The organism is Noviherbaspirillum humi, from assembly GCF_900188095.1.
Lineage (GTDB): Bacteria > Pseudomonadota > Gammaproteobacteria > Burkholderiales > Burkholderiaceae_D > Noviherbaspirillum > Noviherbaspirillum humi.
The window spans coordinates 333034-348051 of sequence record NZ_FZOT01000002.1 but is presented as its reverse complement, the minus strand read 5'-3'; the positions used below and the strand labels follow the sequence as shown (position 1 = coordinate 348051).

Below are 15018 nucleotides of genomic sequence, written 5' to 3'. Positions count from 1 at the left end.
CCGGCGCAATTCGAAGACGATCCACGGCGGCCGCATCATCGCGCCGCCTTTCCTGATTGACGCTATCGAGTGCCATGACTACAGAATCCGGCGGCCGCATCTTCTTCAGCAATGTACGCAGAAGCCTGGAAGAGGAGGATGAAATCCGCCTCACCAGCGTCGGCGTCGACATCGGCTCATCCACGTCCCATCTGGTGTTTTCCCGGTTGCTGCTGGAGCGGCTCGACAACCGCTACATCGTCTCGGAGCGCGAAATCCTGCATGAATCCGAGGTGATGCTCACGCCATACGCCGACGACCACACCATCGACGCGGCGGCGCTCGGCGCCTTCATCGAGCAGCAGTACCGGCTGGCCGGCATCCTGCCGGAGGCGATCGACACCGGCGCCCTGATCCTGACCGGCGTGGCGGTCCGCCGCAGCAATGCCCGCGCCATCGGCGAGCTGTTCGCCGCGCAGGCCGGCAAGTTCGTTTCCGTCAGCGCCGGCGACGGCCTGGAAACCACGCTCGCCGCCTTCGGTTCCGGCGCCGCCGCCCGCTCCATCCGGGACGGCGTGCGGGTGATGAATATCGACATCGGCGGCGGCACCTCCAAGATCGCGCTGTGCGAAGCCGGCGAGCTGGCGGAGCTCACGGCGGTGGATGTCGGCGCACGCATCGTCTGCCTCGATGCCGGCGGCCGCGTGCAGCGCATCGAAGAGGCGGGGCGCCGCTTCGCCGCCGAAGCCGGGATCCCGCTGGAGATCGGCATGCGTCCGGCCGACGCCGACCTGGACCGCATGGCCGAATGCATGGCCAGCCGCCTGTTCGCCGTCATCAGCCAGCCGGCGCTGGATGCCCAGACGGCGGCACTGCTGCGGCTGGACGCATTGAGCAATCGCCATCGGCCCGACGTGATCACCTTTTCCGGCGGCGTGTCGGAGTACATCTACGACAAGCAGGCGCAGGGCTTCGGCGATCTGGGGCCGCGCCTGGCGCGTGCCATTCTCGCCAAGGTAAGGCAGTGGGGCGTGCCGGTGGCCGCTCCGGAACAGGGCATACGGGCCACCGTCGTCGGCGCCTCGCAGTACACGGTGCAGGTCAGCGGCAGCACCATTTACGTCGCGCCGCTGGAAGCGCTGCCGCTGCGGAACATCGCCGTGGTCACGCCCGATCTGCCGCTCGCCGACGAAGCGCTGGACCCGGCCCGCATCGCCGCCGGCATCCAGGCGGCGCTGCGCCGGCTCGATCTGCAGCATGGCGAACGGCCGGTCGCGCTGTGCTACCGCTGGCAGGAATCGGCCACCTTTGCCCGCATGGACGCCTTCTGCCGCGGCGCCGTCGCCGGGCTTGCGGCCTTGCTGGAGAACGGCCATCCGCTGATCCTGGTGGGCGACGGCGATATCGGCGGCCTGATCGGCATCCATTGCGTGGAAGAGCTGAAGCTGGCCAGCACCATTGTTTCCATCGATGGCGTGACGCTGAAGGAGTTCGACTTCATCGACATCGGGGCCATGCTGGAAACCTCCGGCGCGGTGCCGGTGGTGATCAAGTCCCTGGTATTCCCAACTTCGGCCGCGCTCGGGCGGCCGGTCGCAGCGGAGGCAGCATGAGTCTCTTCTCTCGTTTCACACCGCGCCGCCGCGTGCTGACGGCAGCGCTGGCGCTCGCCCTGTCCGCGGCGGCGGGCAGCGTGCCGGCGCAGAACGCCGGACGCAATGACGCCGTCTTCCAGTACCGTGGCGCCGACCGCGATCAGAAGCTGGTGGAGAAGGCGAAGCAGGAGGGAACGGTGACGCTGTACACCTCGCTCGCACCCTCCGAATCCATGCCGCTGGCCAACGCCTTCGAGAAAAAGTATGGCATCAAGGTGGAGCTGTGGCGGGCGGTGAGCGAGAAGGTGGTCCAGCGTACCGTCACCGAGGGCAAGGCCCGGCGTTACGCGGTGGATGTCATCGAAACCAACGCCCCTGAAGTGGAGATGATCGCGCGGGAAAAGCTCACCGCCGAATTCTTCAGCCCCTATCTGGCGGATCTGCCGCCCGGCGCCATTCCGTCACACCGGCTCTGGGTTTCCGACCGGCTGAATTACTTCGTCGTCGCCTACAATACCGCCAAGATCAAGCGCGAGGATCTGCCCAATTCCTACGAAGGTTTCGCCGATCCGAAGTGGAAGGGGCGCCTCGGCATCGAAGCCACCGACAGCGAATGGATGGCCGCCATGGTGAAGAAGCTCGGCGCCGAGCGCGGCGCCCAGTTTTTCGACAAGCTGTCGGAACTGCGGCCGGATGTGCGCAAGGGCCACATCCTGCTGACGGAGCTGGTGGCGGCCGGCGAAGTGCCGGTGGCGCTGACGGTGTACAACTCGGTCGCCGAATCGCTGAAGCGGCGCGGCGCGCCCATCGACTGGGCGCCGATCGAGCCGGTGATCGCGCGGCCGCAGGCCCTGGGCGTGGCCCGCAATGCGCCGCATCCGCATGCGGCGCTGCTGTTCGCCGACTACGTGCTGTCGCCGGAAGGACAGGAACTGCTGAAGTCCATGGGCCGCATACCGGCCAGCACCAAGGTCAAGAGCGAACTCAACAACTTTCCTTCCACCATGATCGATGTCGGCGAGGTGCTGGATGAAAGTGAGAAGTGGGAGCGGAAATGGAGCAGCCTGTTCCTGAAGCGGCAATAAGAACGCCGGCCGCTCCGGCCGCACCGATCGAAATGCATCAATGAAAAGGCCTCGCGCCGGGTGATCCGGAGCGAGGCCTTTGTCTTATGGGTTAGCGGGGGCTGCGGGTGGAGCGCAGGTTGTAGCTGACGCTGGCGATGATGATCAGCACCACCACCACCTGCGCCGCCACCGACTGCAGCGAGGGATACATGCCGAGCAGGTCGATGCGCGGCATCGGCACCGGCGTCACGCCCAGCATGCCGGCTTCCTGCAGCGCCGCCACGCCCTTGCCGATCAGGACGAAGGACAGGATGGCGACCAGGGCCGAGCTGGCGGCGAAGAATTGCGAAATCGGCAGGCGCGAGCTGGTCTTGAGCATCACCAGCGCCACGCCCGCCAGGATCAGCAAGCCGGTGCCCAGGCCGGACAGCAGATAGATGCCGTTGCCCTCGGTCCAGAGGGCGGCGTAGAACAGCACCGTTTCGAACACTTCCCGGTACACCGTGACGAAGGCCAGCACGAACAGCATCATGGCGGAGCTGCGGTTCAGCGCCGAGGACAGCTTTTCCTTCACATAGGCTTGCCAGCGGCCGGCCAGGCTCTTCTGATGCATCCAGACGCCGACGCTCAGCAGCACCACGGCGGCGAAGATGGCGGAGAAGCCTTCGGTGAGCTCGCGGCTGGCGCCGCTCATGTCGACCAGGCTGGTGGCGATGAACCAGGTCAGGCCGCCGGCGGCCAGCGCCGAGGTCCAGCCGGCATGCACATAGCGGATCACGTCCTGGCGCTGCGCTTTCTTCAGGAAGGCGATCATCGCCACCACGATCAGCAGCGCTTCCAGTCCCTCGCGCAGCAGGATGGTCAGCGCCCCGATGAACACGCCGAGCGGATCCTCGCTGGTCGAGGCCAGCGCTTCCTGCGCCTGACCGAGCATGCCCTGGAGCTTGCCTTCGATGGCGGCGGCGCCGGCCATGTCGCGCGCGGTGACGGCATTGCGGAAGCTGCCCATGGTTTTCTCGATCTCGTCGAACAGGTTCTTGTCCTTGACCGCCAGCGCCGGCTCCACCGGCTCGAAGCCGTCCAGATAAGCGGATAGGGCCAGCCGCACCGCCTCGGACTGCTTGCCGTCCTGCAGCGCCGCCAGGCTTTCCTTCAGGCGCGATTGCGCCACCGCCAGGCTGTCGTGGCGCGACTGGGCGAGGTTTTCCGGATTGCTGCGCAGGAAGGCGAGGGCGGCGCGGGCCTGGTCCGGCGGCAGCTTTTCGGCCAGCGCCATTTCCGACAGCTGGGTCAGACCGGCGATATTGGGAATGGCAGCCGCGATCCCGACCTTGTTTTCCTTCCACAGCTTCTGCCCGGCCTGGCGGTCGGCATCGGTATAGGAAAGGCTGGAGACGAAGAAGGCGAGCGCCCAGCGCTCGTCATCGGAGAGCTGCGAAAACGCCGGCATGGACGTGCCCGAGATGCCCTGGGTGACGATCTGATGCAGGCCGAACAGGCTGCGCTGGCTGGCACGCTCATGGTCGGTCAGGTCGGCCGGCGGCGGCGACAGCCTGGCGGCCAGCGGACCGTTGCCCCGCCCCTCGGCGCCGTGGCAGGAGGCGCATTGCGCCTGGTACAGCTTGGCGCCGGCTTGCAGATCGGGCATCTTCGACGGCGCCACCGGCACCGGATAGGCGGCGAGCAGGGCGGCGGCCAATCCGCGGGCGCGCCGGCCGACCTGGTCCTGGCCGGCCTTGGCGGCAATGTCGTTCTTCAGCGCGGCCGCTTCCTGGAGCAGCCGGGCCTTGGCGGGACCGTCGGGCAGTTCCGCGAGGTTGCGCTCCGAAGTCTGGGCGAATTCCTGCATCTCGGCATACTCATCCGCGCTCTTGACCTTGCCGTCCTCCACGGCGCCGCCATAGTCGACAGCCAGATAGTCGAGGATCTGCCAGGTTTGCCGTGTCTTCTGCTCGCTCGCCGAATCGGCGCGGGCGGCATTGCACAAGCCGAAGAGGCAGATCAGCAAGCCGACGGCCAGTCTGAGGGAGGATGTCATGATCGCGCGGAGATTCTAGAGAATGAGAATCATTATACTTCTGGCGGATACTTTTGCATTCGCCGCAAGACTGGAATCGATGAGTGTTTTCAGGCAATTCCGGGACAAGCCGGCGCAAATCACCGTGCCGGCGCCTATGGTATGCTCCGCGTCACCTTTTCATTGCCGCAAAGTAGCGTCCGTCCTTCGTCCGGCAGTGATCCTGACGGCAGAAACCGGTGCGCCGCCGTGTCGGCCAGCCAGTACAGCGGGCGCGCAGTTGCCGTCCGGCCGTTCCCAGCATCCAGCATGAAGACCCAGCTCACTCCATCCACTGCGCTCCTCCTCGCCGTTCCGCCGCTGCTCTGGGCAGGCAATGCCATCGTCGGTCGGCTGCTGCATGACATGGTTCCGCCCATCACCCTGAACCTGCTGCGCTGGGCCATCGCGCTCGTGCTGCTCGCGCCGCTCGCCGCCTTCATCTACCGGCCGGGGAGCGGTCTGCTGACCCATTGGCGCCGTTTCTCGGTGCTGGGGCTGCTCGGCATCGGCCTCTACAACGCGCTGCAATACCTGGCGCTGCAGAGTTCGACGCCAATCAACGTCACCCTGGTGGCGGCGTCGATGCCGGTGTGGATGCTGCTGATCGGCTGGCTGTTTTTCGGCGCCCGCGTCAGCCGGCGCCAGACCATGGGCGCGGCGCTGTCCATGGCCGGCGTGCTGATCGTGTTGAGCCGGGGCCAATGGCAGCAGTTGCTGTCGCTGCGCCTGGTGCCGGGCGACATCTTCATGGTGCTGGCCACCATCGCCTGGTCCATCTACAGCTGGCTGCTCGGACGCCCCGGCGTGCCGGACGGCATACGCAACGGCCACTGGGCCAGCTTCCTCGCCGCCCAGGTGACGTACGGCGTGGCGTGGTCGGCCGTCTTCGCCGCCGGCGAATGGAGCCTGGGCGACCATCACGTGGAATGGGGCTGGCCGCTCGCGGCGGCCCTGGCTTATGTCGCCATCGGCCCGGCCATCATCGCCTTCCGCTGCTGGGGCGTGGGCGTGCAGCGGGTGGGGCCGAACATCGCCGCCTTCTTCAACAACCTCACGCCGCTGTTCGCTGCGATCCTTTCCTCAGCCATCCTGGGCGAGATGCCGCATGCCTACCATGCGGTGGCCTTCCTGCTGATCGTCGGAGGAATCGTGCTGTCGTCGCGCAGCTGATCAATGACGCAGCAGCGCCTCGTCCTGGCGCAGCAGCTCGGCGAACTCGCGGGGCGGCAGGGGGCCGCTGAAATAGCTGCCCTGGACTTCGTTGCATGAAACGCTTTGCAGGAACTGCATCTGCTCGTCGCTTTCCACGCCCTCCGCCACCAGGTTCAGGCCGAGCGCCTTGCCCATGGCGACGACTGCCCGGACGATCGCCTTGTTGGCCCGGTTGACGGTGACGTCGGCAATGAAGGAGCGGTCTATCTTCAAGGTATTGATCGGAAAATGCTTGAGCTGGCTCAGGGATGAGTAGCCGGTGCCGAAATCGTCGATGGCGACCGACACGCCCATGGCCTGCACCCGGGCCAGCACCCGCGCCGCCTTCTCCGCATTGCGCGTGACCGTGCTTTCCGTAATTTCCAGCTCCAGCACGCCCGGCTGCAGCTGATGCTGGATCAGCGCCTGGGCGATGTCGGCGATCAGGTCTTCGCTGTTGAACTGGCGCGGCGAGAGATTGACCGAAATGCGCAGCGGCGGCAGCCCCTCGTTTTCCCAGCGCTTGCTCTGCGCACAGGCTTCCTGCAGCACCCAGGCGCCGATGGATTCGATCATGCCGGTTTCCTCCGCCAGCGGAATGAAGACCGACGGCGGCACCATGCCCAGCTCCGGATGCGCCCAGCGCAGCAGGGCTTCCATGCCGCTGATGCGTCCGCTGTCCAGGCTCACCTTGGGCTGATAGTGCAGGCGAAGCTGGTTGCGTTCCAGCGCCTGCCGCAGTTCCGCTTCCATCGCCAGGCGGCTGGAAGCGTCGCGGTCGATCTGCGGCGAATAGAACTGATAGTGGTTCTTGCCGCTTTCCTTGGTCTGGTACATGGCGATGTCGGCATGCTTCATCATGACCTGCGCATTGTCGCCATTGTCGGGATACAGGCTGATGCCGATGCTGGCCGAGACCTGATATTCCTGCGCGCCGATGGTGAACGGCCGCAGCGCCGCCTCGTTGATCTTGCGCGACACCACCGCCGCCTCGCGCGCGTCCTTGATGCCTTCCAGGAGAATCACGAATTCATCGCCGCCGAGCCGGCCGACGGTATCGCTCTCGCGTATGCAGGCCTTGAAGCGGGACGCCATTTCCGCCAGCAGCTGGTCGCCGGCTTCATGGCCGAGGCTGTCGTTGATGTGCTTGAATCGGTCGACGTCGATGAACAGCAACGCCAGGCGGGCGGCGGAACGGCGCGCCTTGGCCAGCGCATGGTTGAGCTGCTGCACGAAGAAGGGTCGGTTGGGCAGGCCAGTCAGGGCATCATAGAAGGCGAGATACTGGATCCGTTCCTCCGCTTCCTTGCGACGATGGAACTGGCCGACCTGGATGCCGATCGCCTGGGCCGTTTCGAGCAGCGTATCGTCCGGCTGCCGGATGGTGCGGCTGAAGAATTCGAGGGCGCCCAACACTTCCTGGCCGTCGACGATCGGGAAGGCGAAGATGGAGTGCAGCGCGGATTCGGCGCCCAGCCGGGTGCGGTGATGCCGGTATTCAAGGGTGGCGCCGATGTCGGCCACCCAAACCGGAATGCGCTCGCGCCAGACGGTGCCGAGGTGGCCGGCATTGCGTTCATTGGTCAGGCGCGAGAGGAAGATGGCCTTCTGCCGCGTTTGCTGGACGAAACTGCTGTCGGTCAGCCTGTCGATGCTCCACAAGGCGCGGCAGTTCACCATCCGCGTCTGCGTATCCATGCACCAATAGCCGCCGTAATCCCAGCCCAGGGTCTGGCAGACGGTCTGGATGATGGCCGGCATGGCCACTTCCACCGTGTCGGACTCCGACAGCAGCCGAGTGACGATATGCTGCATGACCTGCCGCGACTCCAGCTGCTTGCGCTGGCAAAACAGGCCGATCTGGTTGCCGACCGTGGTCAGGCTGGCCAGCAGCGAGGCTTCCACTTCGCGCATCGTGCGGCTGTAGAACTCCATCACCCCATGGGTCCGGTCGCCGATCACCACCGGGAAGGCGAACGCGGTGCGCAGTCCGAGTTCCTGTGCCTGGCCGGCGCGCTGGAACGCGGGCTGCAATGAGAGATTCTGTATCGACACCGGCTGCTGCCCCAGCCAGGCCTTGCGCACCACGTCGCCGTCGTTGCCGCCGGCGTTCTCCCGGCTGGCGACCCAGCTGCTGCCGCTGCCGACGAAGCGCTCGGCGGCGAGGTCCGGCACATGCCAGACGTAGAGCTGGCGGATCAGCTCGTTCTGTCCCTCGGCGCCCCAATAGGCGCCATAGTCCCAGTCGAGGGTTTCGCAGATCGCCTGCAGGATGCGCGGCAGGGCCGAGACGACGTCGCTGGCCTCGGTGATGACGCGCACCACCGCATGCTCCAGCGCCGCCTGCTGCTCCATCTGCTTGCGCTTGGTGACGTCGCGGCCGATGCCGCGGTAGCCCTTGAAATTGCCGTCGCCATCGTAGAAGGGAGCGCCGCTCAGGCTGGTGTAATACAGATTGCCCTTGGTGTCGTAGCGCTTGAGAATGAAGTCGTGAAAGGGCTGGTGCGCACGCAGCAGCGCCCGATGCGCTTCCCATTCGGCTTCGGTGATGCCGACGTAGGGCAGGTCCCAGCGCCGCTTGCCGATGCTCAGGCTGCGCGGAAAGCGTTCTTCGGACAGGGAATTGCGGCTGATGTGGGTGAACCGGAACTCGGCATCCTGTTCCCAATACCAGTCGGACGAAAACTGGGACAGGAATTGAAGCCTCTGCTCGCATTCCATGAGTCTGGCCTTGAGATCTTCGTCCGCTGACACGTTCGTCTCCGCCTGCATGTCCTCTGTAAGCGCCGCTGGCAGCTGCCGTCATCGGCCGAGCGGGCTGGTGGTTTTTGTCTCTGGAGAATTGTAATTTCCCCTCGGAAATATGCTATCACGTTGTTGCGGAAAAAACCTACTCTCGGGGAAAAAATGACGTGGACTTGCCGCGCGCCGGCTGCCATCTTCTGGCTCGGGATTGAGCATGCGGGTTGAACAGATCGGCCCGTCCTTCGTCCAATCGGGTAGCCGCCGCGGCGAGGGCTGCCCGAACACGGCGCCGGCAGGCGATGTGAAAGCAATTTGAGGATTCGGATGCATCGATGAGCACAGGCAGCAAACGGGAAGAGGATGGCGCCAAGCCGCTCGACGTTCAGGGCGGCGGACAAAGCGCGGGCGTGCCGGCATCGGGCGAACTGGAGGGAAACAGCTTCGACCCGCTCGGCAATCCCGGCCTCCGGCACTGGCAGGCCAGCTTCATCTCGCGCCCCGGACTGGACCAGCGCAACAGCGTTTTTTTCGCCGCGGTGGAAATGACGCGCATGCCGATGCTGGTGACCGACCCCAACCAGGAAGACAATCCCATCGTCTTCGTCAATCGCGCCTTCCTCGACATGTCGGGCTACGAAGAGACGCAGGTCATCGGCCGGAATTGCCGCATGCTGCAGGGTCCGAACACCGATCCGGACACGGTGGCCGAAATCCGCGCCGCCGTCCGCGAACACCGTGCGGTGGCGGTGGACATCCTGAACTACAAGGCGGACGGCTCGCCGTTCTGGAACGCGCTTTTCATCGGACCGATCTTCGATGCCGAAGGCAGGCTGACCTACTTCTTCGCTTCCCAGCTCGACATCACGCAGCGCCGGGTCTCGGAGCAATCGTTCCGCCAGGCGCAGAAGATGGAGGCGATCGGCCAGCTGACGGCGGGCCTCGCCCATGACTTCAACAATCTGCTGCAGGTCGTGACCGGCAATCTGGAACTCGCCAAGCACCAGGCCAGCGACAATCCGCGCCTGCGCGATGCGCTCGATCGCGCCGAGCAAGCCGCTTTCAAGGGCGGCAAGCTGACCCAGCAACTGCTCACCTTTGCCCGCAAGCAGCGGCTGGAACCCAGGCAGGTCAATCTCAATACCCTGGTGGTGGAATTCAGCGAAATGCTGGCGCGCACCCTTGGAGAGAGCGTCGACCTCAGGCTGCAACTGAAGCCAGGCCTGCCGGCCTGCATCGTCGATCCCACCCACATGGAGATGGCGCTGCTGAACGTGCTGATCAATGCCCGCGACGCCATGCCGGGCGGCGGAAGGGTGACCATCGCCACCGGCACGGTGAACGGCAAGGAAGGCGCGGGCAGCCAGCGGCCGCTCGCCGGCAATTTCGTCAGCCTCAGCATTACCGACGAAGGCGCGGGCATGACGCCCGACGTGCTGGATCGTGCCGTCGAGCCCTTTTTCACTACCAAGGTGCCGGGCACCGGCCTTGGACTGGCGATGGTGCACGGCTTCGTGCAGCAGTCCCATGGCCGGCTCCACATCGACAGTCACCCGGGAAAGGGAACGACGGTACAGATGATGTTCCCCCTGGCGTCCGAGCATGGCGTCGGCGCGGCGCCGCGTTCGTATCCAGCTCCAGGCCAGGCCGCGGCTGCGACGCGCACCATCCTGCTAGTGGAGGACAGCGACGACGTGCGGCAAGTGGCGGAAAGCACCTTGCTGTCCCTCGGCTTCCGCGTGCTGTCGGCAGCCAGCGGCGAGCAGGCGCTGGACATGCTGGATCGGGCGCAGCGCATCGACCTGCTGTTCACCGATCTCGTCATGCCGGGCGGCATGAACGGCCTGGTGCTGGCGGAGAAGGTGCGCAAGCGGCTGCCGGATGTGCCGGTCCTGCTCACCACGGGTTATATGGATGAACTCTCTTACCAGAAGGAGGGCGCCGGCTCGATGGATATCCTGAGCAAGCCTTACCGGCGCGCCGAACTGGAGGAGAAGATTCGCGCCGTGCTGGACCAACCTCCCGGCGGTGCGACGACGATGGTGGCCGATACCTTCGGCCACAGGCATTGAACCGACGTCACGCCGATACGCCGCATGGCGGTTTCCGCCGTCACCGCATTTGCCGCATAATCCCTCCGCGCCGTGCAGTTCACTCGCCGTATTGAGCGCCCGTAAAGGGTAAACCGGCTTATCCACAGTTTTGGTGGGTAAGCTTGTGGACAACCCAGGGGCAAGCACGCCAAGTACTTGATTCCGCTCAAGATCGTCGCCTTGATCTTTCTCAACCCAGTAGGGTGGCGGTCGAATTCATTGCATGACTTTGGAGCTGGATGGACACCGCTTTTTTCCTCGCATCCAAGCTGGCCTGGTTCATCGTCTCGCCCAGCAGCGTGATGCTCGTCGGCCTGGCGCTGATCCTGCTCCTTCTGCGGACGGGCAATCTGCGGCTGGCGCGCCGGGCTGCGGCCTTCCTTTTGCTGGCATTGCTGCCGGTCGCGTTTTTTCCGGTCGGCGAGTGGTTGCTCTTTCCACTCGAGAGCCGCTTTCCCGCAAACCCGGTTCTGCCGGAAAGAGTGGACGGCATCATCATGCTGGGCGGGGCCGAGCGGGCTGGCCACAGTTCCGTCTGGCGGCAGCCGGAATTCACCGCGCATGCCGAACGACCCATGGCTTTCATCGCGCTGGCCCGCCGCTATCCCCAAGCCAAGCTGATTTTTTCCGGCGGGTCCGGCCGGCTGGTCGACCGGGATTACCGGGAGGGGGAGGTGGCGCGCATGCTGTTCGCGCAGATTGGGCCGGATCCCGCGGGGGTGACGTTCGAAATCGCGTCGCGCAACACCGTCGAAAATGCGCTCTATTCGAAAAGACTGGTCAGCCCACGGCCAGGAGAAAACTGGGTGCTGATAACATCCGCCGCGCACATGCCGCGCGCTATCGGCGTGTTCTGCGCGCTGGGCTGGCCGGTGATTCCCTATCCGGTCGATCACCAGAGCTGGCCCGGCCATCTGCTGCGGCTGGATCTGAACCTCGGCGCCAACCTGGCCGAACTCGACAGCGCGGTGCATGAATGGGCAGGGTTGGTCAGCTATGCCGTGACGCGGAAGACGCCTGCGGTGCTGCCGCGGCCATGCAATGCGGCTGCCTCGGCTACGCAGCCTTGATGGCTTGATGATTTGAAGAAAATCTGGTCGGTGGGACCTTCCTTATCTGTCAGGTCAAGGCCCACCTCTTCGCCGCCATGCCTATCGATGGCCTGTGCGGCGAATGGAGGCATCATAAGCGGCGAATGTGACGCCGTGATGACGGCGCCGATCGCGCTTGCTCCAATGGATTGAACACATAGTCACGCAGCGCCGCCATGCGCAGCGGCAGCGCGCTTCAATCGGAATTCACGGGCGGCTATCTGACGCTCATCCGGAAGCCCTCGGAGACGGCGGCAGGCAGCAGCGGCCTGCATGGAAAGGGCGCTTATTGGCAGAAAATAAAGGCCAGCATGGCGGCATCGTCAGCCAGCATCAGGGTGAGGCGCACCGACCACACCAGGAAAAGACCGTACAGTTGTTCCGACATGGATGGTTGAAGCGGGCAAGCGGAAAGGGCGCCAGTGTAGCAGTTCAGCCCGCGTCAATGACGACGCAGATCAGTCGCGGTTCGCAGCAGGGCATGGCTGCGGATGCGGTTCGACTTGCCGCGCTGCGCGCTGCGGTTTCGCGTCCGCCAAAGAAAACGCCGCCGCTGGACGCTTCCAGCGGCGGCGTTTCGGCCAACTGCTCAGGCAGGCTTCCCTGTCAGTCCCGGTAAGTCAGCGCCTTGTTCAGGCTCAGTGCGGCAAGCGAGCAGCCGGCGCCCGACAGCAGGTAGAGGCTGACGTAGGCAAGACCGAAATTCGCGGCCAGGAACAGCGCGATCAGCGGCGCGAAGCCGGCGCCGACAAGCCAGGCGACGTCCGAGGTGAGCGCCGCGCCGGTGTAGCGGTACTTGCTGGCGAAGTTCGACGTCACGGCGCCGGCGGCCTGGCCATAGGACAGGCCGAGCAGGGCGAAGCCGGCCAGGATGAAGATGTTCTGGCCAAGGATGCCGCCATCCATCAGGGTCGGTATGCAGGCGCTGAACAATGCGATCAGCACGGCCAGCGTGCCGAGCGTGGTGCGGCGTCCGAGACGGTCGGCGATCAGGCCGGAGGCGACGATGCCGCCGGCGGCCAGCACCGCGCCCGCCATCTGCAGTGCCAGGAATTCGCTCACCGAGCGCTGGGAGTACAGGCTGATCCACGACAGCGGGAACACCGTCACCAGGTGGAACAGGGCGTAGCTGGCCAGGGCGGCGAGGGCGCCGATCAGCACATTGCGACCCTGGTTGCGCATCATGCGGATGGCGCCGGCGGGCTGCAGCTCGCGTTCATTGAGCAGGCGCTCGTACTCCGGCGTCGTGACCAGGCGCAGACGGGCGAACAGTGCCACCACATTGATCGCGAAGGCAACGTAGAAGGTATAGCGCCAGCCCCATTCGAGGAAGTCGCGCTGCGACAGCTCCGCCATCAGGTAGGAGAACAGGCCGGCGGCAAGGATGAAGCCGACCGGTGCGCCGAGCTGGCCCAGCATGGCGTACCAGCCGCGGCGGTGCGCCGGCGCATTCAGGGCCAGCAGCGACGGTAGGCCATCCCAGGCGCCGCCGAGCGCCACACCCTGGCCGATGCGGAACGCCGCCAGCAGCCCGATGGCCGCCATGCCGAGATGGGCATGATTGGGCAGGAAGGCGATGCCGGCGGTGGAGGCGCCGAGCAGGACCAGCGCCAGGGTGAGCTTGACTTCGCGGCTGAAGCGGCGCTGGATGGCCATGAAGGCCACGGTGCCGATCGGCCTTGCCACAAAGGCTAGCGAAAAGATCATGAAGGCATACAGTGCGCCGGTCAGCCTGTCCGCGAAAGGGAAGAAGACTGAGGGAAACACCAGCACCGAGGCGATGGCGTAGACGAAGAAATCGAAGTACTCCGAGGCGCGTCCTATGACCACGCCGATGGCGATCTCGCCCGGAGCGACATGTCCTTCCTGGGTGTCGGCGCCGAACGCGCCATTGTCGGCCGAATGCGGCCCGGCATCCGCCGGAAAGCTGCCGCGATAAGTGATGGTTCCAGCCATTGTTGTCTCCTCGGCTACAGTGTATCGGTACTGTGTATCGGTTTAGCGATCTCCGCTGCCCCTTTGTTGGCAGGGCATGCGAAGGGTGGGACAAAACGTCCAATCGGCAAGACGCCCCATCGACGGTAAACTCGCGCGGTTAGCTTCCCTCTACTTCTCTTCTAGCCACCGCATGATTTCCCAGATAGTTCGTCGCGGCTTATTCTTATTGCCTTCAGTTCTGCTCGCCGGATGTGAAACGGTGGTGCTGAATCCGTCAGGCGATATCGCCGCTCAACAGGGCCGACTTGTCATCATTTCTACGGCCTTGATGCTTCTTATCATCGTTCCCGTGATCGCCCTGACGCTCATCTTTGCATGGCGCTACCGGAAAAACAATACCTCGGCCAAATATGAGCCTGACTGGGATCATTCCACCAAGCTGGAGTTGATCATCTGGGGCGCTCCGCTGCTGATCATCATCGTCCTCGGCCTGATCACCTGGATCAGCACCCACAAGCTCGATCCCTACCGTCCGCTGGATCGCATCGATGCCAGCCGGCCGCTCGCCGCCGACCACAAGGCGCTGGAAGTGCAGGTCGTGGCGCTCGACTGGAAATGGCTGTTCATTTATCCGGAGCAGGGCATCGCCACCGTCAACGAACTGGTCACCCCGGTCGACGTGCCGGTGCGCTTCAAGATCACCGCTTCCAACGTGATGAACGGCTTCTACGTTCCCGCGCTGGCCGGCCAGATCTACGCCATGCCTGGCATGGAGACCCAGCTCAACGCCGTGATCAACAAGGTCGGCGAGTATGAAGGCTTTTCCGCCAACTACAGCGGCGCCGGCTTCTCGCACATGCGCTTCAAGTACCGCGGCGTCGCCGCCGCCGACTTCGACAACTGGGTCGCGCGCACCAAGTCCGAGAGCAAGCCGCTGACCCGCGCCGACTACCTCGCGCTGGAAAAGCCGAGCGAGCGCGAGCCGGTGCGCCGCTATGGCGGCGTCGACAACGGCCTGTACACCGCCATTCTGAATCGCTGCGTGGAACCGGGCTCGACCTGCATCAATCAAATGATGGCCGACGATGCGAACCGCATCCGCAACGCGGCCGCGAACCTGAATGCACATGAAGCCGGTGCAGCCAGCGCGGCGAAGCCGGAACAACCCGCCGCCGAGGCTGCCCACGCCGGCCATGCCGGCCACGTCGCCCAGAACGGCGCCGACACGGTGCACCCGGCAAATCATTTCCATAAAGAGTAATC

The 15018-nt window shown here is 64.9% G+C and carries 9 protein-coding genes; 6 read left to right on the top strand and 3 right to left on the bottom strand.

Annotated elements, in window-relative coordinates:
• The first annotated feature begins 74 nt into the window (after positions 1–74).
• Together CHB88_RS04930 and CHB88_RS04925 are read left to right on the top strand one after the other, a co-directional pair.
• Complete coding sequence (locus tag CHB88_RS04930) at positions 75–1592, top strand: ethanolamine ammonia-lyase reactivating factor EutA (RefSeq protein ID WP_089398173.1); 1518 nt, start codon at positions 75–77, stop codon at positions 1590–1592.
• Positions 1589–2659: an ABC transporter substrate-binding protein gene (locus CHB88_RS04925; protein WP_089398172.1), complete on the top strand. Its 1071-nt coding sequence runs from the start codon at positions 1589–1591 to the stop codon at positions 2657–2659. Before CHB88_RS04930 ends, CHB88_RS04925 begins: the two co-directional genes overlap by 4 nt.
• 91 nt (positions 2660–2750) lie before the next feature.
• Here the strand turns inward: CHB88_RS04925 and CHB88_RS04920 are convergent, their stop codons facing one another.
• The gene (locus tag CHB88_RS04920) at positions 2751–4679 is read right to left on the bottom strand and encodes a cytochrome c/FTR1 family iron permease (RefSeq protein WP_089398171.1); all 1929 of its coding nucleotides are present in this window, start codon (positions 4677–4679) and stop codon (positions 2751–2753) included.
• Between the two features lie 288 nt (positions 4680–4967).
• On the opposite strand from CHB88_RS04920, the gene CHB88_RS04915 reads away from it, so the two are divergent.
• Complete coding sequence (locus CHB88_RS04915; RefSeq protein WP_089398170.1) at positions 4968–5870, top strand: DMT family transporter; 903 nt, start codon at positions 4968–4970, stop codon at positions 5868–5870.
• Here the strand turns inward: CHB88_RS04915 and CHB88_RS04910 are convergent, their stop codons facing one another.
• A complete protein-coding gene (locus tag CHB88_RS04910) occupies positions 5871–8645 on the bottom strand; it encodes an EAL domain-containing protein (protein ID WP_176442317.1) in 2775 nt (924 codons plus the stop codon).
• 323 nt (positions 8646–8968) lie between these two features.
• Here CHB88_RS04910 and CHB88_RS04905 point away from each other — a divergent pair, with 323 nt between their 5' ends.
• Together CHB88_RS04905 and CHB88_RS04900 are read left to right on the top strand one after the other, a co-directional pair.
• Complete coding sequence (locus tag CHB88_RS04905; protein WP_089398168.1) at positions 8969–10705, top strand: histidine kinase famiy protein; 1737 nt, start codon at positions 8969–8971, stop codon at positions 10703–10705.
• A 260-nt stretch (positions 10706–10965) separates the two neighbouring features.
• Positions 10966–11796 (top strand): YdcF family protein, encoded by an 831-nt coding sequence (locus CHB88_RS04900; RefSeq protein ID WP_089398167.1) that lies wholly within the window; start codon positions 10966–10968, stop codon positions 11794–11796.
• 627 nt (positions 11797–12423) lie between these two features.
• Here CHB88_RS04900 and CHB88_RS04895 read toward each other — a convergent pair.
• Positions 12424–13773, bottom strand: coding sequence for an MFS transporter (locus CHB88_RS04895; RefSeq protein ID WP_089398166.1), 1350 nt, complete (start codon positions 13771–13773; stop codon positions 12424–12426).
• Positions 13774–13945: 172 nt separating this feature from the next.
• On the opposite strand from CHB88_RS04895, the gene cyoA reads away from it, so the two are divergent.
• Positions 13946–15016, top strand: a complete 1071-nt coding sequence (gene cyoA / locus CHB88_RS04890; protein WP_089398165.1) for a ubiquinol oxidase subunit II — start codon at positions 13946–13948, stop codon at positions 15014–15016.
• The last annotated feature ends 2 nt before the right edge of the window (positions 15017–15018 follow it).